At 35.4% G+C, this 21650-nt stretch carries 23 protein-coding genes; 8 read left to right on the top strand and 15 right to left on the bottom strand.

Features of this window, described 5'->3' with window-relative positions; translation table 11 throughout:
• Positions 1–117 precede the first annotated feature (117 nt).
• Positions 118–810 (top strand): TVP38/TMEM64 family protein, encoded by a 693-nt coding sequence (locus CP357_RS06460; protein WP_025005488.1) that lies wholly within the window; start codon positions 118–120, stop codon positions 808–810.
• A 33-nt stretch (positions 811–843) separates the two neighbouring features.
• On the opposite strand, the gene CP357_RS06455 is transcribed toward CP357_RS06460, so the two are convergent.
• From CP357_RS06455 to CP357_RS06440, 4 genes are all read right to left on the bottom strand, one after another.
• Positions 844–2619: an oleate hydratase gene (locus CP357_RS06455; protein ID WP_098036853.1), complete on the bottom strand. Its 1776-nt coding sequence runs from the start codon at positions 2617–2619 to the stop codon at positions 844–846.
• A 117-nt stretch (positions 2620–2736) separates the two neighbouring features.
• Entirely contained in the window at positions 2737–3633 is an 897-nt protein-coding gene (locus CP357_RS06450; RefSeq protein WP_098036852.1) for an RluA family pseudouridine synthase, read from the bottom strand.
• The gene (locus CP357_RS06445; RefSeq protein ID WP_025005485.1) at positions 3617–4429 is read right to left on the bottom strand and encodes an NAD kinase; all 813 of its coding nucleotides are present in this window, start codon (positions 4427–4429) and stop codon (positions 3617–3619) included. Before CP357_RS06445 ends, CP357_RS06450 begins: the two co-directional genes overlap by 17 nt.
• On the bottom strand, positions 4426–5058 hold the full coding sequence (locus CP357_RS06440; RefSeq protein WP_056945575.1) for a GTP pyrophosphokinase family protein: 633 nt from the start codon (positions 5056–5058) through the stop codon (positions 4426–4428). The genes CP357_RS06445 and CP357_RS06440 overlap by 4 nt, the downstream gene beginning before the upstream one ends.
• A 122-nt stretch (positions 5059–5180) precedes the next feature.
• Between CP357_RS06440 and CP357_RS06435 the strand changes: the two genes are divergently transcribed.
• Positions 5181–5789 carry a CYTH domain-containing protein gene (locus CP357_RS06435; protein WP_098036851.1) on the top strand — a complete coding sequence of 203 codons (609 nt, stop codon included), beginning with the start codon at positions 5181–5183 and terminating at the stop codon, positions 5787–5789.
• A gap of 85 nt (positions 5790–5874) precedes the next feature.
• Complete coding sequence (locus CP357_RS06430; protein ID WP_098036850.1) at positions 5875–6492, top strand: DsbA family protein; 618 nt, start codon at positions 5875–5877, stop codon at positions 6490–6492.
• A gap of 8 nt (positions 6493–6500) precedes the next feature.
• Here the strand turns inward: CP357_RS06430 and CP357_RS06425 are convergent, their stop codons facing one another.
• The 6 genes from CP357_RS06425 to CP357_RS06400 form a co-directional block, all read right to left on the bottom strand.
• A complete protein-coding gene (locus tag CP357_RS06425; protein WP_098036849.1) occupies positions 6501–7349 on the bottom strand; it encodes a competence protein CoiA in 849 nt (282 codons plus the stop codon).
• A 76-nt stretch (positions 7350–7425) separates the two neighbouring features.
• Entirely contained in the window at positions 7426–8166 is a 741-nt protein-coding gene (locus CP357_RS06420) for an adaptor protein MecA (RefSeq protein ID WP_098036848.1), read from the bottom strand.
• 91 nt (positions 8167–8257) lie between these two features.
• The gene (spx, locus tag CP357_RS06415) at positions 8258–8656 is read right to left on the bottom strand and encodes a transcriptional regulator Spx (protein WP_012211591.1); all 399 of its coding nucleotides are present in this window, start codon (positions 8654–8656) and stop codon (positions 8258–8260) included.
• 230 nt (positions 8657–8886) lie between these two features.
• Positions 8887–10620, bottom strand: a complete 1734-nt coding sequence (gene ptsP / locus CP357_RS06410; RefSeq protein WP_098036847.1) for a phosphoenolpyruvate--protein phosphotransferase — start codon at positions 10618–10620, stop codon at positions 8887–8889.
• On the bottom strand, positions 10620–10886 hold the full coding sequence (locus tag CP357_RS06405; protein WP_005718606.1) for a phosphocarrier protein HPr: 267 nt from the start codon (positions 10884–10886) through the stop codon (positions 10620–10622). The genes ptsP and CP357_RS06405 overlap by 1 nt, the downstream gene beginning before the upstream one ends.
• Before the next feature lie 113 nt (positions 10887–10999).
• The gene (locus CP357_RS06400; RefSeq protein ID WP_014919161.1) at positions 11000–11182 is read right to left on the bottom strand and encodes a hypothetical protein; all 183 of its coding nucleotides are present in this window, start codon (positions 11180–11182) and stop codon (positions 11000–11002) included.
• A gap of 191 nt (positions 11183–11373) precedes the next feature.
• On the opposite strand from CP357_RS06400, the gene CP357_RS06395 reads away from it, so the two are divergent.
• Both CP357_RS06395 and CP357_RS06390 read left to right on the top strand, forming a co-directional pair.
• Positions 11374–13560: an ATP-dependent Clp protease ATP-binding subunit gene (locus CP357_RS06395; RefSeq protein WP_087175622.1), complete on the top strand. Its 2187-nt coding sequence runs from the start codon at positions 11374–11376 to the stop codon at positions 13558–13560.
• 146 nt (positions 13561–13706) lie between these two features.
• Positions 13707–13988, top strand: coding sequence for a DUF1827 family protein (locus CP357_RS06390; protein WP_014563970.1), 282 nt, complete (start codon positions 13707–13709; stop codon positions 13986–13988).
• A 65-nt stretch (positions 13989–14053) separates the two neighbouring features.
• Here CP357_RS06390 and CP357_RS06385 read toward each other — a convergent pair whose 3' ends face one another.
• Positions 14054–15625: a peptide chain release factor 3 gene (locus tag CP357_RS06385; protein WP_025005479.1), complete on the bottom strand. Its 1572-nt coding sequence runs from the start codon at positions 15623–15625 to the stop codon at positions 14054–14056.
• Positions 15625–16497, bottom strand: coding sequence for a hemolysin family protein (locus CP357_RS06380; RefSeq protein WP_087235410.1), 873 nt, complete (start codon positions 16495–16497; stop codon positions 15625–15627). The genes CP357_RS06385 and CP357_RS06380 overlap by 1 nt, the downstream gene beginning before the upstream one ends.
• Before the next feature lie 107 nt (positions 16498–16604).
• Here CP357_RS06380 and CP357_RS06375 point away from each other — a divergent pair, with 107 nt between their 5' ends.
• Positions 16605–17066, top strand: coding sequence for a hypothetical protein (locus CP357_RS06375; protein WP_087175619.1), 462 nt, complete (start codon positions 16605–16607; stop codon positions 17064–17066).
• Here CP357_RS06375 and CP357_RS06370 read toward each other — a convergent pair whose 3' ends face one another.
• Both CP357_RS06370 and recX read right to left on the bottom strand, forming a co-directional pair.
• Complete coding sequence (locus CP357_RS06370) at positions 17067–17549, bottom strand: hypothetical protein (RefSeq protein WP_098036846.1); 483 nt, start codon at positions 17547–17549, stop codon at positions 17067–17069.
• A 9-nt stretch (positions 17550–17558) separates the two neighbouring features.
• On the bottom strand, positions 17559–18371 hold the full coding sequence (gene recX, locus CP357_RS06365) for a recombination regulator RecX (protein ID WP_098036845.1): 813 nt from the start codon (positions 18369–18371) through the stop codon (positions 17559–17561).
• 121 nt (positions 18372–18492) lie between these two features.
• Between recX and rlmD the strand changes: the two genes are divergently transcribed.
• A complete protein-coding gene (rlmD, locus tag CP357_RS06360) occupies positions 18493–19875 on the top strand; it encodes a 23S rRNA (uracil(1939)-C(5))-methyltransferase RlmD (RefSeq protein WP_098036854.1) in 1383 nt (460 codons plus the stop codon).
• A gap of 407 nt (positions 19876–20282) precedes the next feature.
• Here rlmD and CP357_RS06355 read toward each other — a convergent pair whose 3' ends face one another.
• The gene (locus CP357_RS06355; protein WP_087175615.1) at positions 20283–21203 is read right to left on the bottom strand and encodes an alpha/beta hydrolase; all 921 of its coding nucleotides are present in this window, start codon (positions 21201–21203) and stop codon (positions 20283–20285) included.
• Between the two features lie 82 nt (positions 21204–21285).
• On the opposite strand from CP357_RS06355, the gene CP357_RS06350 reads away from it, so the two are divergent.
• Positions 21286–21570, top strand: coding sequence for a hypothetical protein (locus CP357_RS06350; protein WP_098036844.1), 285 nt, complete (start codon positions 21286–21288; stop codon positions 21568–21570).
• The last annotated feature ends 80 nt before the right edge of the window (positions 21571–21650 follow it).

Raw genomic sequence — 21650 nt, 5'->3', positions numbered from 1 at the left:
GAAATCATCGTTCTTTTTTCATGTCTTAGGAATTAGTTTTTTCCCAGACACTTTTCATTTCATAAATTTAAAGTAAAATAGACATAAGTAGAACTGAATTAATAAGAAGGTGACCAAGTGAAACAAAAGATTATTCGTATCATACTATTTATTCTAGGTGGAATTTTAGGATTATTGCTTTTATATAAATTATATTTAAGCTATCTACCAGAATTAAAATTACTAGTTCATTTTGATCACCATAATGAAGAATTGTTAATTAAAATGGTTCGTAGCCACGGGATCGAAGATTTAGCTTTTCTTTTTATTTTAAATGCCATTTGTGTGGCAATTCCCGGCTTATCTAATGGTATCTTCTGTGTTTTGAATGGAATCTTGTATGGTCCAGCATTTGGCTTTATTGTTAACTGGATTAGTGATATTTTAGGACAAATCATCTTGATGCAGTTTTTGCACAAACTATATGACATTAAACATATGTCTAATAGTAAGATCTACAAATTGTTAACTACACAAAAATATCCGATGGTCGCTCTAACTATTGGCTATCTCATCCCATTTATTCCAAGTGCAACCGTTAGCTATGTCAATATTTTGATTAATAAAAATGATTTCAAAAAGCAATTGATTCCGATTGTGATCGGGGTAAGTCCATTTGCTTATCTTTATGCTTATGGTGGCGACTCAATTTTGCATCTTGACACCAGCAGAATTATTAAGGCAGCAGTCATGATTGTGGCCGTTGCCCTAATAGCTGCAGCGATTTTATTTATTATGAAGCGCGTTAAGAAGCATACAAAAAAAGCTTGATAAAAATCAAGCTTTTTTCTTTTTGCATTAAAACTACATCAAGTTAGCTTCTTTTAACAATTCTTCTACCCAAGTCTTCTTAATCTTGCGCATCCCTGTCTTAAGAGCTAATTTTTCAGGGAGTGGCATGTCTTGATCAGCCAGCTTCCTCTTGTCTGACATATAGTACATTGCCCGCAAGAGTTGACGAATATCGTAAATTGAATCAAATACTTCAGGAACACCACGGTCAACATTCAAAAGCGTATAAACAGCTTCCATAGCCGTTCTGACTGAATATTCAGTAGTAAATACGGTATCTCTTGTTGGCGACTCCGCAAAGTTACCAATAAAGGCGATGTTGACAGAACCATCTGGTACAACGGCTGGACGGTCACCGCTATGTCTTGGCATGAAGTAACTAGTAATGTATGGCATGTAAACAGGAACAGTATTCATGTTTTCTTCACTAGCTAATTCACTAATTTGACTTTCTGGAACACCTAAGTGATACAAAAGTTCCTCGGCAATTTCCTTACCGCTGCAGTCAACCACTCTCTTCTTAATGTAATTACCTTCAGTGTCTGAATAAAGTGCATAAATCCAAACTACAATTTCATCTGGATTTTGACTCTTGAAGTGTGGTTGACGGTGAATAGTAAAGCTAAGCTCCCAGTTAGAATCGACAATCGTGATAATACCACCAGTATTAACTTTGCCATCATAAAGACTACGTTTAGTCAAACGTTCAAAGTATGGAGCTAATTTCTTATTCTTCAAAGTAGTAGTTGCGGAAACAAACCAGCTACGTTCTGGTAAGTTTTCACAGAAGACATCTGGGTGACCAAAGTCTGGATCTTGCTTTGCCAAATTTTCCCATAACTTCCAGGAACTACCTTTAGCATGTGTAATTGGAGCTGGGGTATTTTGATCACCGTAAGTTGAACTCTCAGTAATTGAACCATTAGTAATAAATACGATGTCATTTGGAGTCAATGGAACTTCTGTTTCCTTGCCATTTTGAGTCATAATGATCTTCTTAGCAATCTTTTGCTTGCCATCATGATCAACTTCTACATTTTGAACGTGACAATCATATTCAAATTTAACACCATGATCTTTTAAGTATGCCAAGAGTGGTTTTACCATTGATTCATATTGGTTATACTTGTTAAATTTCAAAGCGGTAAAGTCTGGCAAACCATCAATGTGGTGAATAAAGCGCATTGCATAACGGCGCATTTCGGCTACTGAGTGCCATTTTTCGAAAGCAAACATTGTTGACCAGTATGACCAGAAGTTAGTCTTAAAGAAGTCATCGCTAAAGAATTCCTCAATAGTTTCTCCTTCAAGTTTCTTTTCTGGTGTCATGATTAATTTAACAATTTCATTAGTACATTTGCCTAAACCGTATTGACCATCACTTGGAAGACGATCACCACGGTTATAAATCAAACGGCAATTTGAGGAGTTAGGGTCTTCTTTATCAAGCCAATAATACTCATCAAGATAAGAAGCACCTGGAATTTCCAAACTTGGAATTGAGCGATACATATCCCATAAACATTCAAAGTGATTCTCCATTTCACGTCCACCACGGACAACGAAGCCAGCGTTTGGACGTTTAGCACCGTCAAGTGAACCACCAGCTACTGGCAATTCTTCCAAGATATGAATATTCTCACCTTTCATTTGAGCATCACGAACCAAGAAGACAGCTGCAGAAAGGCCAGCTAGACCGCTACCGATAATATAAGCAGACTTATTGTCTACGCCTTCAGGCTTTTTAGGATCTGCAAAAGCTTCATAATTACCATTGGAATAATACATAAAGGTATCCTCTTTTCTGTATAAGTATAGTTTTATATTGCACTTATCATTCTAAAGAATGCGCTTTCTTTATGCAAGTATTTTAATAGTTTATCCTAATGATTTTAAAAATTTTTATTAATTAACTAATTTTTGCCATAACTTCGACATGTCTTGTGGATCTTTGATTTCAATTACTCGCTTTTTTTCATTATCAAATGGATCAGGGAAAGCTAAATAAAAACAATTTAATGCTTGCCGGGAAAAATCGTCATCAATGCCATATAAGGGATCACCAAAAAGTGGATGGCCTAAATAAGCCATATGAACCCTTATCTGATGCGTTCTACCTGTTAACAGGCGTAATTCTACTAGACTAGCCCCTTTAACTTGGCTAAGCACACGATAACACGTCTGTGCTTTTTTTCCGCTTGCTACTACGGCTCTTTTTACACCGTCGCCTTCTTTACCGATCGGTTCATCAATTAATCCAGCTAACTCATCTTTCGCAAAATTCCCATGAACAATAGCGTGATACTTTTTAATAAACTGCTCTTTACCAATTTTGCTAAAACGAGCATGCGCAACAGCATTCTTTCCAACTAATACTAAACCAGAAGTATCTCGGTCCAAACGAGTAATCACATGAGGCTTTAAATCCTTTTCATTTTGACTCGAAAAATAGCCCATTAATCTATTTACAATAGCATCGTTATCTTCATATCTAGACGGGATTGATAAAACCCCAGCTGGTTTATTTAGCACAATATAATTTTTAGTCTCTAAAACTGGATCTACCGGATTATTAGATGGCTTCAAAAATTGATTTTTCTTTTCTTCACCACTAACAAAAATAACTTCATCCCCAGTCCGTAAATGAAAACTTAAATATCTTCGCTTATGATTTACCAAAATCATTCCGTGATGATGTCTTGCCTTAATCAAAGCCTGATGCGAGAAACCATTCTTTAACAAAAAAGAGCCCAATTTTTTGGGATCTTTTTCTTGTACAATTAATTTAAATAAACTTGTCATTACCCTCGTTATCCTTAATAAACGCATTTTGTACACGCGCCCAAAAATGGTGATGACCAAACTGATCAAACTGAATTGAGTGCTTAGAAATACGATATTCTATTTTTTTGGCATTTTTAACATCGATTCTTGCCCCATCCACAGTCATTACAAAATGATCAGCGTTAGGCACAATCGTAATCCATTGATCGGGTGCGATTACAATTGGCGCAGATAATGTTCTAAATACACGATTATTGATTGAAGCGATCTCTGTCATTTGCAAAGCTTTTAATCGCGGATGAATTACAGCCCCGCCCAGCGATTTGCTATAAGCGGTTGAGCCCGTTGGCGTAGAAACACATAAACCATCGCCTCTAAAATTTTCAAATATTTCATCATCAATATAAACATCTGCTTCAAGCGTATGTGATATTCTTTTAACCGCTGATTCATTTACAGCCAAATGATAACGAGTATCGCCCGACTCAGTTAACATTTTAATTTCAAGCAAGGGGTACTTAGCCGGTTGATCTTTGGTTAATAAAAGCGCATCAACCATTTTATCAATATCATAATTACGCCAATCAGTATAAAAACCTAAGTGTCCTGTGTGCACACCTATAAAACGTACTGAATCAACCTGATTCTCATAACGATGAAAAGCGTTGATTAAAGTACCATCTCCGCCGACTGTAATTACTACATCTGGATATTTAGCGTCAAAAATGACATTCTTCTTTTGCAATAGCTTCTTAAGATAGGCCACTGTCTCTAAAGTCTTATCATAGTTATTATGCGCTATTGTTACTTTCATGACTTTTCCTTGCCTTTATTTTTGGTAAAAATCTTTTGAGCTTCTTGGACCTCATCCTTAATAGAAGACATTTCTTCATCTAGCTTATACGCAGCTTCTGCGGTTGACTTAAGTCGTTTTGAAATATCCTCTGGATAAGCACCTTGGTATTTATAATTTAAAGTATGTTCAACAGTAGCCCAAAAATTCATTGCTAAAGTTCTAATCTGAATTTCCGCAATTAACTTTTTAGGTCCTTCTGGCAAGTAAACTGTATAGTTAATTACCATATGATATGAACGATAGCCTGAAGGTTTAGCATTTTGAATATAATCACGCTCTTCTACTACTTCCATATCATCACGTGAATGAATTAAGTCTACCACCTTATAAATATCGTCCACAAATTGTGTCACAATACGTATACCGGCAATATCTTGCATATCAGTTTCAATGACATCTGGGCTAATTACCCGTCTCGTCATTTTTTCTTTAATAGAATCTACTGTCTTCACCCTACCAATTACAAATTCAATTGGTGAATGTTCTCCCCTAGTTAAAAAGCCTTGTCTAAGGGAACGAAATTTAACCTTTAACTCGCGTACAGCTTCATTATAAGGCCACAAGAAGTTATCCCAATCTACTTCCATGAGAAAACATCCTTTCTTAGTAAACAAACACATTTTACCATGTTAAAGATTATAATCTGAACTGATTTAAATATTTTTTCCTAACTATTATAATAATTTATGGATTCGGAGGTTTTAAACTTATGAGCAAAAATCGAGAAATCGAAGCTAAAACACTTTTACATAAAGAAACTTATCAAAAAATAGTCAGTGATTTTCCTGTAAAAAGTGATTTTGTACAAGAGAATTATTATTTTGATACACCTGATAAATTATTAAAAAAGCACCATATTAGTTTGCGAATCAGAATTTATAGCGATCATGCCGAACAAACAATGAAAGTGCCTGATCCTAATCCAGTTCAAAAAAATTATCATGAAGTTATTGAAATTAACGATAATTTAACTCATGCGCAAGCTAAAGAATTGGTAGCAAAAAAGCACTTTACCTTTCACGGTAATATTGGTCAATACCTCAGTGCACATTTTGCTAAGGAACAAGACGCTCTTTCACTTTTCACCTGGAGCAAAACTAGACGTATCTTAATGAATGGACCACAAGATTGTGAATTAACATTAGATGCAACTTCTTATCCAGATGGCTATGAAGACTTTGAATTAGAAATCGAGAATGATGATCCAGTTTTAATAACTAATGTCCTAACTAAGCTGGAAAGCGATTACAATTTTAAGCAGAATTCTAGCAATACTAATCAAAGTAAAATTGCTCGAGCAAGTATTCACAAAAAATAACATATAGAAAATAAGGCATATTTTTTGTCACTTTTTTTGTTTCTTGCTAAAGTATCAATAGTAAATCACCAAAGGGGTCGAGAGTATGTTCGAGATTTTTCTATTCATTAATCCAATAGGAATTTACTGTTATGATACGGAAAAACAAATTCGCAACACCGTTGATGAACTTGGAATTGACGTTTGTTATCACTATATTCCTATTGCTAATGTTTGTTTAATAAATGATGACGCTATTAGGCGTCGTAAGGATGCACAAAAGCTGCCAGACATCAGTACTTTTTCTAAAGCAACTTATGATGCGCTAGAAAATTACCATGCTATTAAACTTAAATATGGTAATAAAAAAGCACGTGAATTTTTATATGAACTGCAAAAGAATTTAAGTCATGATGCTTCAGCTTACAATCCTAAATTGTTAGAAAAAATTGCTACTAGGCTTAACATTAAAGCTAATACAATTAATGCAATCAAGAAAAGCAGTTATGTACGGAGTTCAATCGAGGAAGATCAAAAATTAGCTAATCAATGGAACATTAAAGCTACACCAACAATTGTTTTGTTCAATGAGGATAATGAACAAAATGGTGTCCTTCTAGAAGGTCCCGTTGCACATGAGGATTTAGTTAATTTGCTTCTACCTGATTATCAAAATTGCTTTTCAAATTTTATGCCGCAACAAAACCACTTACGCCTTATTTAATAGGCGTTTTATTTTTGCAAAAATTTAGTGACAGAATCTACTTCACCAGGATTACGCCAAGTACTAAACACTTCATCTGGCAGACTATCCACAGTTAGCCCCTTGCAATAAAGTAACTCGCCTATTTTTAATCCGAGCTTTGTTTTCTGTGCTAACTGCTTTCTTAAATATTTTTTTTGATTATTTATATTAATTGGATAGTCTCTTTTTATAGGCTTAAAATGCCAAAACATCTTCATATCTAATTCATCTAAAGCAAAATATTTTACTTGGTAATGAAGATTATTCGTTACCGGTTCCTGTAAAACATTATATTTTAAGCAAAACACATTCTTTTTAGGATTAATTTCCAGATAATAATTTCCCCACAATTTATTCTTTCTAAAAAAGATCGACTGAGTATGTTTTAGTTTCTTCTTTAAATAATGCCTTTGTCCCACAATCCAAATATCGGTTACTCCTATTTCAGAATATAATAAATGTCGATGTCTAAATTCAGTATCACTTAGCGGTGCACATTGAACTTCAAAGGCTAATTTTTCTGAAGCTAAAACGTCTGCTCTTAGCTGACCATCAGCTAACGGTATCTCAACTTGCGCGTTGAATCCGGCCGCAGTAAGCGCGGCTTTCAACAGCATCTTAGATTGATGATGTTCCTCTTTTTCTCCCATCGCATTGCTATAACTAGTTAAATGCTTAAAAAAGGCTGCCTTTTGTTCTGAAATAATTAAAATTACTTTTTTATGACAGTGTGGACAACGATAATCATCTATATTTAAATTTTTTTGACCGGTATTAACCATATTCGCTTCACTAACGGCTAATACTATTTTTTTATTCAACATGGCTGCATACATATTTCTTCACCCATGTTTTATTACGTAAAAAAGAGACGTTTTTTTCTAACGTCTCTTTTTCTTTATAAAATCTTAATTATTGCTTTTGAAGAAAGTAATAGCGAATATAATCAAGAGCATCACGGTTCAACAAACATTTTCCAGTTTCCTTTACCGTCTTCATTTCTTCATCATCAATCTTGATTCCGTATTCATTAGCAATAGCCCAAGCATCAGCTGGCTTAAGTTCAGCATAATTTTCATCTAAAAATGCTAACTTCAAGTAGTATTTACCCCGTAAATAATACAAACTTGAAGCCAGATCACTTACTTTCAAACTATCCGCTAATTCAACTAGATTTCCTAACTCATCAAAGCTGTAGGAATGATGATTTTGGAATTTCCAATATTGAATATTAACTGCGTTCTCCTGATTAGATGATTCAAGCTTTTCTTCTTTTATTGGATCAAGTTCAGTATTTACATCATCTTTCGGATCAAGGTCAAAGAAACTTCTTCTTGAATCGGGCTCTGCCTGTGTTTGATTAGTCTCACTATTCATTGGCTCTATCATTTGACGGAGATTATCAGCATCGTCAGGCTTAATCTTGGTAATCATCAAGTCAAGACCGCCATTGTTAGGCATTACCTGAAAAGTTACAGGTACTCCTTGAGTAAAGGTATGATCAGTATCTACCTCTGAAAGAATGGAGTAGAAGAATTGCTGTATTTTTTGTTTATCCCCCAATAAATCTAAAACCTTCAATCCACGATGAGCTAATTCATTTTTATTAATTCTAACTCTTATTGTATTTTCATTGATATGATCTACTTGCACAGGATATCTCCTCCACGAATTATATAACCTATTGTAGCCTATTTTTTATCTAAAATAAAAGTGTTAGCATCATTACTAACACTCTTCCATATTATAAATCTGCAATTTTTTGGGCTTCAGCCAATTCTAATCGACGAACCTTACGTGGTAAGAAACGACGAATTTCGTCTTCATTATATCCTACTTGAAGTCGACGATCATCCATAATAATTGGTCTTCTTAACAAGCTTGGATTCTTTTCTACTAAATCAAGTAACTGATCAATTGATAAATCATCCAAATTTATTTTTAATTGTTGAAAAGCTCTTGAGCGGGTAGAAATGATTTCTTCAGTACCATTTTCAGTCATACGTAGAATTTTTAATATCTCTTTTTTAGTCAAAGGCTCCGAAAAAATGTTTCTTTCCTTAAATGGAATATCATGCTTTTCAAGCCAAGCTCGTGCCTTACGACATGAAGTACAACTAGGCGAAACATATAAATCTACCATAAAAATCACGCTCCTCAGAACAAATATTTGTATACATTCTTAATCTTACTATTAGTATAACATACTAACTTCTTTTTTGTAAGTACTAATTTTATCTTTTATGTTAACTTCTCTTTATATTCTAAAGATAAAACGTGAATTATTTGTGAAGAAATTGTATGTTTTGTTTAAAATATTTAAATATGAAAAAAGAGACCTTTCGGTCTCTTTTCTCAATTCAAAATATGAATTTATTTGTTGATCTTCTTCATTATGTCATTAACTAACTTTTCATTTTCTTCAGCAGTTTCTGAAACGAAGCATGCCTCGTTAGCCAATTCCTTAAGATCCTTAGTATCAAACTTCTTCATTAAGCTTCTGATACGTAAGATTGAAGTTGCACTCATTGAGTATTCATCAAGTCCCATTGAAAGTAAAATTGGGAACATGGTGTTATCACCGGCAGCTTCACCACACATACCACACCAAATACCATTTTCATGAGCAGAATCAATAGTGTGCTTAATCAAACGAAGTACTGATGGGTTATATGGTTGGTACAAGTATGATAGGTTATCGTTACCACGGTCAGCAGCCATAGTGTATTGGATCAAGTCGTTAGTACCAATTGAGAAGAAGTCAACTTCCTTAGCGAATTGATCTGCTAAAACAGCAGCTGCAGGAACTTCGATCATCATACCAACTTGCAAGTCGTCACCGATCTTAACGCCCTTTTCAACAAGCTTTTGCTTTTCATCATTTAAGATAGCCTTAGCTTGACGAAGTTCAGCCAATGTACCAATCATTGGGAACATAATACCAAGCTTACCGTATGCTGATGCACGAAGCAAAGCTCTTAATTGGGTACGGAAAATCTTTTCGTTCTTAAGTGAAAGACGAATAGCACGTACACCTAAGAATGGGTTCATTTCATCTGGCAGGTCCCAGTAATCTAGATGCTTGTCACCACCAATATCCATTGTTCTGATGATAACTTGCTTGCCGTTCATGCCTTCGATAACTTTCTTGTAAGCTTCGAATTGATCATCTTCAGTTGGGAAGTTTGATGAATCCATGTACAAGAATTCAGTTCTGTACAAACCAACAGCTTCTGCACCGTTTTCATGTACACCTGGCATATCATTAGGAGTACCGATGTTGGCTGCAATAGTAAATTGCTTACCATCGGCAGTTACTGAAGGTTCATCCTTCAATTTCTTCCATTCAGCCTTTTGCTTTAAGAAAGCTTCACCCTTCTTCTTGTAGTCAGCTACTTGATCATCACTAGGATCAATAATAGCTACACCATCAAGACCATCATCAATTAACATGTCGCCGTTCTTAACGTCCTTAGTAATTGAATCAGTACCAACTACAGCTGGTAATTCAAGTGAACGTGCCATGATTGCTGAGTGAGCAGTACGACCACCAATATCAGTAATAAAGCCCTTAACGTATTTCTTGTTAAGTTGTGCAGTATCACTTGGAGTCAAATCATGAGCAACAACGATTACTTCATGGTCAATTGAAGCTGGGTTTGGTAATTCCTTACCAAGTAAGTGAGCCATAATACGCTTAGAAACATCGCGTACATCGGCAGCACGTTCTTGCATGTAAGGATTATCAGTCATACTTTCAAAAATTTGGATGAACTTTTGTGCAGTTTCATCTAATGCAGCTTCTGCATTGATCTTTGAATCCTTAATTTCATTCTCAATGGCACCAGTAAATTCTGGATCATTCAAAATCATTAAGTGAGCTTCAAAAACTTGAGATTCTTCTTCACCCAAGCTCTTCTTGGCAACATCACGAATCTTTTCAACTTCAGTAGTTGAAGTCTTAATAGCATCCTTGTAACGAGCTACTTCAGCTTCAACATCATCAACTGAAGACTTTGAAAATGAAAGATCAGGCTCCACAAGAAGATATGCTGGAGCAATGGCAATACCATCACTAGCAGCAATTCCTTTTAAAGTCTTGGTCATTATTCAGCTAAACCTTCTTTTTTCATAGTGTCAGCAATTGCGTCCAATGCGTCTTTTTCATCGTCACCTTCAGCAGTGATAGTAACATCAGCATTTTGGCCAACACCAAGTGACATAACACCCATGATTGACTTCAAGTTTACTGACTTGCCGTTGTATTCCAAGTTAACATCTGAACCGAACTTTGAAGCAGCTTGTACTAAAAGAGTAGCTGGACGTGCATGAATACCTGTTTCTGCAATAATATGAAAATCGCGTTTTTCCATTATAAATATCTCCTTTAAATTGAAAAAATTAAACTGGTAATAAATACCCATTCAGGTATTAGATTATCATGTTTTTACAGTTTAGACAACAATAATGTAACAGTTTACATTATTCAATCGTCAGTGTTCGTAGCGGTATATACAATAGCACCGCCTCTTTCAGCTCTGCCGGTAATATATTGTCTTTTACCATAATTTCTAATAGTTTTCTGTAAATCAAAGGCATCTTCGGGCTCTACCTTATATTCTTTAAGCTCTCCAGACACCAATTGATCTAAAATCTTTTGATAATCCAAGAATATCACCACACTTTTTAAATTTTATAATTTTTTCATTATTTATTCTACTATTTATGTTAATTTTTCAAAAATATTATTATTTTATGTGCTTCTTACATTAAGTAAGAAATGTAAAGCTTAGCACTTGACTACTAAGAGTGCTAATAATATAATTTTGTTACAACTTAAATGAAAGGCGGTCATGTATTTTGCTTTGTCAAAATTGTCATAAACGGCCAGCCTCCATTCACCTCTTTACTAAGGTAAATGGCCAAAGCCGAGAAATTGATTTATGTCAACAATGCTATCAAGAATTAAGAAATCAACAAGGAAATCTAGAAAATATGAATAATAACAATGAATTTTTTGGCGACTTTGATGATTTATTCAACGCTTTAAACGGAAATAACAACAATGCCGCAAATAATATGAACGGAAATAATCCAAGAATGCAAATGGGCGGAGGAAATGGTAACGGCAATCAAGGTGGTAAAAGTCTCCTTGACCAATACGGTACTGATTTAACTGCTCTTGCTAAAAAAGGAAAAATCGATCCAGTTATCGGACGTGATAAAGAAATCGCTCGTGTAATTGAGATTTTAAATAGAAGAACTAAAAACAACCCTGTTTTAATCGGTGAAGCAGGTGTTGGTAAAACAGCCGTAGTTGAAGGATTAGCACAAGAAATCGTTGATGGTTCTGTCCCAGCTAAATTACAAAATAAAAGAATCATATCATTAAATGTAGTTTCACTTGTTCAAGGTACTGGAATTCGTGGTCAATTTGAACAACGGATGGAGCAATTAATCAAAGAATTACAACAAAGTGATGACATCATTTTATTCATTGATGAAATTCACGAAATTGTTGGTGCGGGTAATGCTGAAGGCGGTATGGATGCTGGTAACATCATCAAACCAGCCTTAGCTCGTGGTGAACTCCAATTAGTTGGTGCTACTACTATCAAGGAATATCGCGACATTGAAAAAGATTCTGCTTTAGCACGTAGATTCCAACCCGTTGAAGTAAAAGAACCTTCTATTGATGAAACTATTAGGATTCTGAAAGGTATTCAACAACGCTACGAAGATTACCACCACGTTCATTATACAGATGATGCAATTGAAGCAGCTGCTAAATTATCAGCTCGTTACATTCAAGACAGATTTTTACCTGACAAAGCCATTGACTTGTTAGATGAAGCTGGTTCAAGAATGAACTTAACTATTCCTTATATTGATAAGGATAAAATGCAAGAAAGAATCAATGCAGCTGAGCAACTAAAAGAAGAAGCCTTAAAGAATGAAGATTACGAAAAGGCAGCCTACTACCGCGACCAAATCGAAAAATACGAAAAAGTTAAAGATCAAAAGGTAGATCCAGACAAGTCTCCAGTTATCACCAACAAGATTATGAATAAGATTGTTGAAGAAAAGACTGGCATCCCTGTTGGTGATATTCAAAAGCAAGAAGAAAATCAATTGCAAAACTTAGCCAGTGACTTAAAGGCTCATATCATTGGTCAAGATAAGGCAGTTGAAAAAGTGGCTCGTGCAATTCGTCGTAATAGAATCGGCTTTAACAAATCAGGTCGCCCAATTGGTTCTTTCCTCTTCGTAGGACCAACTGGTGTTGGTAAGACTGAGCTTGCCAAACAATTAGCTAAGCAAATGTTCGGTTCAGAAGATGCCATGATTCGTTTCGATATGTCTGAATACATGGAACAATATTCTGTATCTAAGTTGATTGGTTCAGCTCCTGGTTATGTTGGCTACGAAGAAGCTGGTCAATTGACTGAACAAGTTCGTCACAACCCATACAGCTTGATTTTGCTTGACGAAATTGAAAAAGCTCACCCAGACGTTTTGAACCTCTTCTTGCAAATCTTAGATGATGGTCGTTTGACTGATTCACAAGGTAGAACTGTTTCATTCAAAGATACAATCATCATCATGACTTCTAACGCAGGTCAAGGCATCAAGAATGCTAGCGTTGGTTTCGCTGCTGAAAATGAAGACGAAAGTAATGAATCAGCTAGAAACAACATGAGTCAATTCTTCAAGCCTGAATTCCTTAACCGTCTTGATGACGTCATTGAATTCAACGAATTGACTAAACCTGACTTACTTAAGATTGTTGACTTGATGCTTGCTAACACCAACAACATGGTTAAGGATCAAGGTTTGTACATTGATGTTACCGACGCAGCTAAAGATAAATTAGTTGAAGATGGATTCAACCCTGCTTTAGGTGCTCGTCCACTTCGTCGAACAATTCAAGAAGAAATCGAAGATAACGTTGCAGACTTCAAGCTTGATCACACTGATAGCAAGAATCTTAAGGCAGATGTTGTCGATAATAAGATCGTTATTAGCGATGAAAACACAGCTGAGTAATTACGCCAATTAATAATTCAAAAAAGATTCTGCGATTAATAATCAGTAGCATCTTTTTATTTAATTTAATAAAAATAAAAAGATGCTTCTTAATTTGATGTATACTAAATTTAAGTTATAAAAACTAAAAGAAACAGGTGAAATTCATGCATTTAATCGATGTAACTAACAACTATTCTAACTTGGTTCACAGTCAGCTCAATACTACCGATGCTAATTACGTTAAAGTATATTCATTAGGAAATACTTCAGTAATTTATACCGAAAGCAAAAATGCAATCGGCATTGCACTTGAAAACCATGATCGCCGTGTCCGTGAAGATGAAATTGAATTTGTCATCAAACGATTAATCAAAGATTACGATTCTTCATATACTTTAACCGTTGACAAGAGCCGTCACGTCATTGAAATTCACGTCGACAAGTAAATTAAATAAATTTAATCACAAAAATAAGCGTCTAGAGGATTTATTTCCTAGACGCTTATTTTTTATTAAAGCTTTTCCGTTAATTTAACATCCGGATACTTGTCGTGGAAGAATCGTTCTGCAAATTCATTCTCAAACAAGAACAATGGATTGCCATAACGGTCTTTTACTAGAAGATTACGGCTGTTAGACATACGAGGATCAAGTTGCTCTGGATCAATCCAACGCGCAACTCTATGTCCAATACTATTCATCTCAACTTCTGAATTATATTCATTCTTCATTCTGAATTGGAAGACTTCAAATTGCAATTGACCAACCGCACCTAAAATATATTCATCGGTTTGGTAATTACGGTAAAGCTGAATAGCACCTTCTTGAACCAACTGATTCATTCCCTTGTGGAATGACTTTTGCTTCATCACATTCTTAGCAGTTACCCGCATAAACAATTCTGGAGTAAATTCTGGAAGTGGTGGATAAACGATTTTACGTTTACCTGAATAAATACTGTCTCCAATTTGGAAGTTACCAGTATCGTACAAACCAACAATATCTCCAGCTACGGCATCTGAAACTTGCACACGTTCACTAGACATAAATTCAGTTGCATTATTCAAACGGATTGGCTTACCTGTTCTTGCTAAAGTAACATCCAATCCTTTTTTAAATTCACCACTACCAACACGGACAAATGCGATTCGATCACGGTGGTGAGGATTCATGTTAGCCTGAATCTTAAAGACAAAGCCTGAGAATTCCGGATCTTCTGGACTAAGTTCTTCATCCCCATTAACAGTATGACTTTCAGGAGCCGGTGCTAAATCAACGAAACTATTTAAGAATGTTTCTACACCAAAATTGGTTAAAGCTGAACCGAAGAAGACTGGAGTTTGATCACCCAAAGCAATTTTTTCAGGATCAAATTTATTACCAGCTTCTTTAACCAATTCAATTTCATCAAGAGTATCTTGGAATTGAGGATCTTGACTCAATGGTTCGCTATCAGGCAAAGTACCATCTTCATTCAATGGTAAGAAACGGTCTGCGCCATCTTTGCGGTACAATTCAACGCGATTATTAGCAATATCATACAATCCTTTTAAAGTTTGACCAGAACCAATCGGCCAGTCCATTGCTACACCTTCAATGCCGAGCAAATCTTCAAGTTCAGCAATCAAATCAAGTGGTGGTCGACCATCACGGTCTAACTTGTTCATAAAAGTAAAAATCGGAATACCACGTTTTTTAACAACTTTAAATAGTTTCTTAGTTTGTGGTTCGATACCCTTTGCAGAGTCAATTACCATGACAGCAGCATCCACCGCCATTAAAGTACGATAGGTATCTTCTGAGAAATCTTGGTGTCCTGGTGTATCCAAGATATTGATTCTCTTGCCCTTGTACTCAAACTGCATAACGGAACTAGTAACTGAAATACCACGCTTTTTTTCAATTTCCATCCAGTCACTTGTAGCAAAGTTACCAGTTTTACGGGCTTTAACAGTACCAGCTTTTCTAATTACCCCACCAAATAACAGCATTTGTTCCGTAATTGTTGTCTTACCTGCATCTGGGTGAGAAATAATTGCAAATGTTCTTCTTTTCTTTACTTTCTCTGCTAACTCTTTATCCATTACTCTTTTTTATCTTCTTCCTTTTTTATTTCTTGTTTATCCTTTGTCAACAAAACCGTAAGTAAACGTGACCCTTTCATTCTTCTAGTAGTCAAAGTCATCCCGTCACCAATGTCAACGGTTAACTTTTCTCCTTTAGCTGGGATCATCTTCAAGGTATTAATGACATAACCTGCTACCGTATCTACATCTTCCATTTCAAGATGCGTACCAAATTGCTCATTAAAATCATCTAACGGCATTTTTCCATAGATAATATACTTATTGGGCGCAATTTGATTATACAAAATCTCTGTATGATCAACCTCGTCGTCGATATCCCCTACGATCTCTTCGACAAGGTCTTCAATAGTAGCCAAGCCAGTTACGCCACCATACTCATCTGTTAAAATAGCTAGTTGACGCTGCGTTTGCTGCATTTCCATCAACAGATCCCCTAATTCTGCTGTTTCTGGTGCAAATAAAGGTTCAGTCATTACATCTTGATAATCAAGATTTTCAAACCCCTTAATCTTAGCCTTACGCAATACCGTTCTGATATGAATTATGCCGACGATTTTATCCTTATCTCGTTTATATACTGGAATACGCGAATACGGCTCACGCAATATTTCATCAAGATTATCTTGAAAACTCACATCCGCATCTACCATAAACGCGTCCGTTCTTGGTACCATTACTTCGCGAGCCATTTTCCCCTGAAAGTCCAGAATTCTTTCAAGCATTGAGAACTCAGTATCATTAATTTTATGATTATCATGTAAATTGATAATTTCTTTTTCTAAATGATCTTTAGTTCCTTCTTCTGTCTCACCTGACAATCTATTTTTAAGGCGAACAAAAAGATTCTTCGCTCCAGGATCACTACTCATTTTTTTACTCTCTTTCTTAAAAAAAGTTATCTAAATAAAGTTATTATAGCATAGAGCAATTAACAGTATGTTAAAATAGCAAATAAGACTAAAAGGAGGAAATCCTTATGAAAAAAAGCCACGTTTTATTGGTTTTTACTTTTTTATTACTTGTTCCATATATCTGTAGCTTACTAATTATCGGTATCGGCTATAATGCACTAGTTCTCCATTCGGCAGAAATTTACCGCACAATTATTGGTGCTTTAGTCGGTTCTATCATTATGTTTGCAGTTAAAGCTACGATTCAACGACCAGTTGATCTATTAGCTATGCAAACTAATGACGGTTTGTTAAAGCAGCTTTTGCGCTTTTTCAGTATTAGACGACGCTATTTCTTATTATTTGCAAATATCGTCTTAGATTTTATTTTATGCTTTGCCGCAACTTATTTAGTACGTGCCGTGTTAACACTAGATCAAATTGTAGGTAGTTCCATCGGTTTCGTCTTATTAATCATGTTCGTATCAACTTGTCTTGGCGCTTATGTTGAATACGATAATCTATCAATCGATCCACAACAACATTAATTATTCACTGACCTTTACGTAAAATGCTTGGGTCAGTTTTTTTGTATCTAAATCTAGATTCCAGACAATATATGGAGTATCGCTATCACCTAAGTTCTCATAAACCTTAACTCCATTGGCTACTACCTTTTTTACAAAATTAGGTACAGTGCTATTTAATGGCAAGTTAAAGTAAACTAAATTTTGATTTTCTTCTACTTCTTCATCTATTTCAGCCTTAGGTAATTCAAACTTCATTAAACCTGTTGGCACCTTATCAGCTTCCACATCAGTTACTACGCCATACCAGTACATAAAGCTATCTGGGCCTGAAACAATTAAGGCTGAACGCTTATTTTCTAGATTATTATCTGCTAAAAACTTTTGAAATACTTCATCATTTTCCATTTGTTGATTAGATTCCATAAAACTCTTTTGGGCATTCATCAAACTATCTGGGAAAGGACGGCCAACAAATAACTTCTTATCAATATTCTTTTTCATTTTTTCTCCTTAATATTCTGCTAAATCATCAAAATTAATTACTTCACCATTTAAAAATGCATCAATTTCACTAGTTGAAAAACCATGGCTGAAGAGATATTTCTTAATCCGAAACTTGCATTCACTTTCATCATAGCGACGAAAACGTTTATAGGCTTTGATGCCCTGCTTTTTTAAAGCTTGCATTTGCAAATCTTCATCATCTTCAAGATCTAAAGATGCAATTATTTCACTGCTAATTCCACCGTCAAAACCATGCATTAATAACTTAGTTTTCATCTTACGCTTTAATTCTCGCTGAGCCAGTTTACCTGCTTGATGAATCATCGATTTGATTACTCTTTGACCGACTTCAATCCAGTCTTCATCCATCACTTCGTCTAATTCTGTCTGACTGATTTCTGGATCAACACCTTTTTGCGTTAATTTACGTAGCAAACTTTTCGGTCCATCTGATCCGACACGTAAATCATTTTTAATAAATAATTTAGCATACTGACGATCATCTAAATAACCTAACTCATTTAACTGATTAACGGCACTATTAGCAGCTTCATCAGAAATTTCATGCTTTTTTAAATACTGCAAGACTTCAAAAATAGTTCGAGGTTCGTAACTCAAAAAATGTGCTGCTAGATCACTAGCTTTAGCAGCAGCATCAAATTGTCTGATTTTTTCAACTTGCTCATCATCAAGTTCTTTTCCTTTTAAAAGAACAAACTCAGCGACTGTTTTTTCACCAGCAGAAAAAGCATATTTACCATCTAGGAAAATATTATAGCGACCTGGGCGCTTTTGTGCACTAACTTTGGTTATGATCATTTTTTCACCTCGCATATTCCAAAATACATGCTAGCAAATTTTTTTAAATCTTGCTAAGAACTTTTACCAGGTAGTACAATTAAAAGCAATGTAATTAGTTTTTAGTAGAAAGAATAAGATGATGAATAAAAAATTTACAAATAAAAAACAACATCATGAAAAAGATGTAATTATCACAATTAAACGTTTGGGAATTAATGGCGAAGGAATCGGCTATTATAAAAAGAAGATTATCTTTATCCCAGGTGCTTTGCCAGATGAAGTAGTCGTAGCCAAAATTGTTAAGAGCTACCCTCACTATCTTCAAGGTGAACTTGTCCGCATTAAGGAAAAGAGTCCTGATCGAGTAGCTTTCCCAGAAGGCGTAGATCCAGAAATTGGTGGATTGGAACTAGCACATTTGTCTTATGAAAAGCAACTTGAATTCAAGCGTAATAATATGCTTGAATCACTTAGAAAGTACCATCCAAGAAACTATGCTAAATACAAGGTTAAGAAGACTATCCCTGCTCCTGATGAATGGCATTACCGCAATAAGGCACAATACCAAATCGAAAATGTTCACGGTAAAACTAAATTAGGTCTTTTTGCACCAAATTCTCACCGCTTGATCGATTTGCCTAAGATGCCTACGCAAAGTGAAGACACTCAAAAGACTGAACGTGAAATCAAAGTTTTAATTGAGAAGTTGCATGTCCCTGTTGCTAACTTCCGTCGTCATTTACCCGGCGTCAAAACTATCGTAGTGCGTCAATCTGAAGCTAGCAAAGAAATTCAAGTTACTTTGATCACCATTGGTCACAAGATCAAGAACTTAATCCCACTTGCTAAAGAAATCATGAAGCTGGATAATGTCGTCAGCGTTTACCAAAACGAAACTGAATGGCAAAATCCACAAGTTTGGGGCAACAAGACCGAAAAGCTTTTAGGTAAAAACCAAATTACTGAAGAAATCTTAGGCAAAAAATTCGCCTTGTCTCCGCGTGCCTTCTTCCAACTCAACCCGGTTCAAACTGTCAACCTTTATTCAGAAGCATTGAAATACTTAGACTTAACCCCAGATCAAACTTTGATCGATGCCTATAGTGGCGTTGGTACCTTAGGTATTTTGGCTGCTGATCGCGTCAAGCAAGTTATCGGAATCGAAACTATTCCTGAAGCCGTTAAAGATGCAGAGCACAATGTGGAACTCAATCACATCAAAAATGCAGATTACATCCAAGGCAGCGTAGAAAAGGTATTGCCTGAATTAAAGAACAGCGGCGTTTCAATCGATGCCTTAATCGTTGACCCACCTAGAACAGGCTTGGCTAAAAAATTAATCAAAACTCTTTTACAGGTAAAACCTGAAACTTTTGTTTACATTTCATGTAACCCATCTACTTTAGCTCAAGATTTAGTCTTATTAAGTGAAGTTTACGATGTCCGTGTAATCCAAAATGTGGATATGTTGCCACAAACTCCACGTTGTGAAGCAATCGCTAAATTAGTTTTAAGAAAATAAGATAAGAAAAACAACCTAGTTATCAGCTAGGTTGTTTTTGCATACAAAAAGCGACTGTCGGGCAATCCTTGTCTCTTAGCAGTCGCAATTCAAGTGGATGAGGTAGCTCATCAAATTGATAGTCACGATCTTCAACTGTTCGTTATGTATTAAAACAATGGCATCATCGTAACCAATATTAACATTCACTTGTTCGGGTCTTTACATAAAACGTAACTTTTAATGAATTGGAGTTTTGTAAACAGCCATTATTAGGGCTGATACCTCTACATATAGAGAATCTTTCAAGTTTCCAATAATAATACAATTCTGGAGATAAAAACTTACTTATATTTATACTTGTTAACTTAATTTCTACCTCTTCCACGTCCCTAATTATATCCTTGTTGTGTAACCGCTTGCAATAATTAATGAATATATTTTTTCAAAAAAGCTTTGATAACTTGTCGATATTTATTTTTGTACATTGGATAAGATAGAGCGTGCCCAGCTAACGGTGCAACCCATAAAAACTTAGGTGCATTAGTTGCCGCATAATTTTGATACACCATTTCGGTAGGCACAAAGTGGTCTTTTCCACCATGGATAAACAAAAACGGCCGCGTATTCTTCCGCAATTGTTTAACAGATGATGCTCGTTTTAAGAAAAAGCCATTCTCTATTCTATTAATACCACTCATGGTCTTGATCAAAGGTTTACGAATTACTTTAGGCAAACCAAATAAATTACCTGCTTGATAATCCACTTCTTCTTTTACACTGGAATATCCACAATCTTCAATAAATGCTTTTACCTGCTTAGGTAATTTTAAGCCGGAAACCATCATCGCAGTAGCACCGCCCATGCTTTGTCCCATCACGACGATCTGAGTATCATCCCCAGTATAGCCAATCGCTTTTTTAATCCAGCGTAAAATATCGTCTTTTTCTACCCAGCCATAGCCAATATATTCGCCTGAGCTGCGTCCATGTGCCCGCGCATCAGGCAACAAGACATTATATCCCAAATCATAAAACATCTTGGCAAAACCAGCCATGCTATCTCCGTCGCTCATAAAGCCATGCAATAAAATCGTCGTCTTCTTAGAATGATTATCAAGATAGTTAGCATATAAACTTATATTAGAATCTACTCTTAAAATCCATTCTTGTTTTTCAAATTCTTTGAACCCAAGCTTGTCACGATATAGCGCATCCCTACCGGATAATTCTTTAGATTCTGGCTTTTTCTTATAAGTGGTCATCGCGTATTTAAAAAAATAGTCGCTAATTGCTAACCACCCTAGTCCAGCCAAAGTCAAAGACGATAATATTATTTTTTTCTTCATTTTGATTCTTCCATGTTAATTTACTTTATTATTCATTCTATAATTAGTTAATAACTATTACTAATTTTAATTATACTTGAAAATGCGCTTAACAGATTTACTTCAATTAATTAACGATTTAAATATTAATACCACTTTTTATCTAAAAATAGACGATAAAGTTGTTCCTTGGGGCAAACTAACTCTGGTAGATGGCCACTGTCTGCTTTATCCAGGAGAAAAAGCAATGACTAAGGCTAAACTGATCCGCTTAGTAGGTCATATGCATAACCGCGGTATTCCTCTTTTAATAGCAGTTGACCAAGAAGAACATCACATTTTTGGATTACAAATCAAAGAAGACAACAATCAAATTGTTCTTATGTAAAAAGGCTACGATCATCATGATGAACTGAGACCTAAAAATTAGACAGTTTAAAATACAGGATTAATAGAGGCTTGATTCCG

This window comes from Lactobacillus sp. UMNPBX6 (genome assembly GCF_002553975.1).
Taxonomy (GTDB): Bacteria; Bacillota; Bacilli; order Lactobacillales; family Lactobacillaceae; genus Lactobacillus; species Lactobacillus gallinarum.
This window is presented reverse-complemented; position numbering and strand designations above follow the sequence as displayed.

Coding starts and splice junctions, on each gene's coding strand:
- CP357_RS06455 (WP_098036853.1), bottom strand. CDS start 2,619: ATGTATTATTCCAATGGTAATTATGAAGCTTTTGCAGATCCTAAAAAG.
- CP357_RS06450 (WP_098036852.1), bottom strand. CDS start 3,633: ATGACAAGTTTATTTAAATTAATTGTACAAGAAAAAGATCCCAAAAAA.
- CP357_RS06445 (WP_025005485.1), bottom strand. CDS start 4,429: ATGAAAGTAACAATAGCGCATAATAACTATGATAAGACTTTAGAGACA.
- CP357_RS06440 (WP_056945575.1), bottom strand. CDS start 5,058: ATGGAAGTAGATTGGGATAACTTCTTGTGGCCTTATAATGAAGCTGTA.
- CP357_RS06435 (WP_098036851.1), top strand. CDS start 5,181: ATGAGCAAAAATCGAGAAATCGAAGCTAAAACACTTTTACATAAAGAA.
- CP357_RS06430 (WP_098036850.1), top strand. CDS start 5,875: ATGTTCGAGATTTTTCTATTCATTAATCCAATAGGAATTTACTGTTAT.
- CP357_RS06425 (WP_098036849.1), bottom strand. CDS start 7,349: ATGTATGCAGCCATGTTGAATAAAAAAATAGTATTAGCCGTTAGTGAA.
- spx (WP_012211591.1), bottom strand. CDS start 8,656: ATGGTAGATTTATATGTTTCGCCTAGTTGTACTTCATGTCGTAAGGCA.
- ptsP (WP_098036847.1), bottom strand. CDS start 10,620: ATGACCAAGACTTTAAAAGGAATTGCTGCTAGTGATGGTATTGCCATT.
- CP357_RS06405 (WP_005718606.1), bottom strand. CDS start 10,886: ATGGAAAAACGCGATTTTCATATTATTGCAGAAACAGGTATTCATGCA.
- CP357_RS06390 (WP_014563970.1), top strand. CDS start 13,707: ATGCATTTAATCGATGTAACTAACAACTATTCTAACTTGGTTCACAGT.
- CP357_RS06385 (WP_025005479.1), bottom strand. CDS start 15,625: ATGGATAAAGAGTTAGCAGAGAAAGTAAAGAAAAGAAGAACATTTGCA.
- CP357_RS06380 (WP_087235410.1), bottom strand. CDS start 16,497: ATGAGTAGTGATCCTGGAGCGAAGAATCTTTTTGTTCGCCTTAAAAAT.
- CP357_RS06375 (WP_087175619.1), top strand. CDS start 16,605: ATGAAAAAAAGCCACGTTTTATTGGTTTTTACTTTTTTATTACTTGTT.
- CP357_RS06370 (WP_098036846.1), bottom strand. CDS start 17,549: ATGAAAAAGAATATTGATAAGAAGTTATTTGTTGGCCGTCCTTTCCCA.
- recX (WP_098036845.1), bottom strand. CDS start 18,371: ATGATCATAACCAAAGTTAGTGCACAAAAGCGCCCAGGTCGCTATAAT.
- rlmD (WP_098036854.1), top strand. CDS start 18,493: ATGAATAAAAAATTTACAAATAAAAAACAACATCATGAAAAAGATGTA.
- CP357_RS06355 (WP_087175615.1), bottom strand. CDS start 21,203: ATGAAGAAAAAAATAATATTATCGTCTTTGACTTTGGCTGGACTAGGG.
- CP357_RS06350 (WP_098036844.1), top strand. CDS start 21,286: ATGCGCTTAACAGATTTACTTCAATTAATTAACGATTTAAATATTAAT.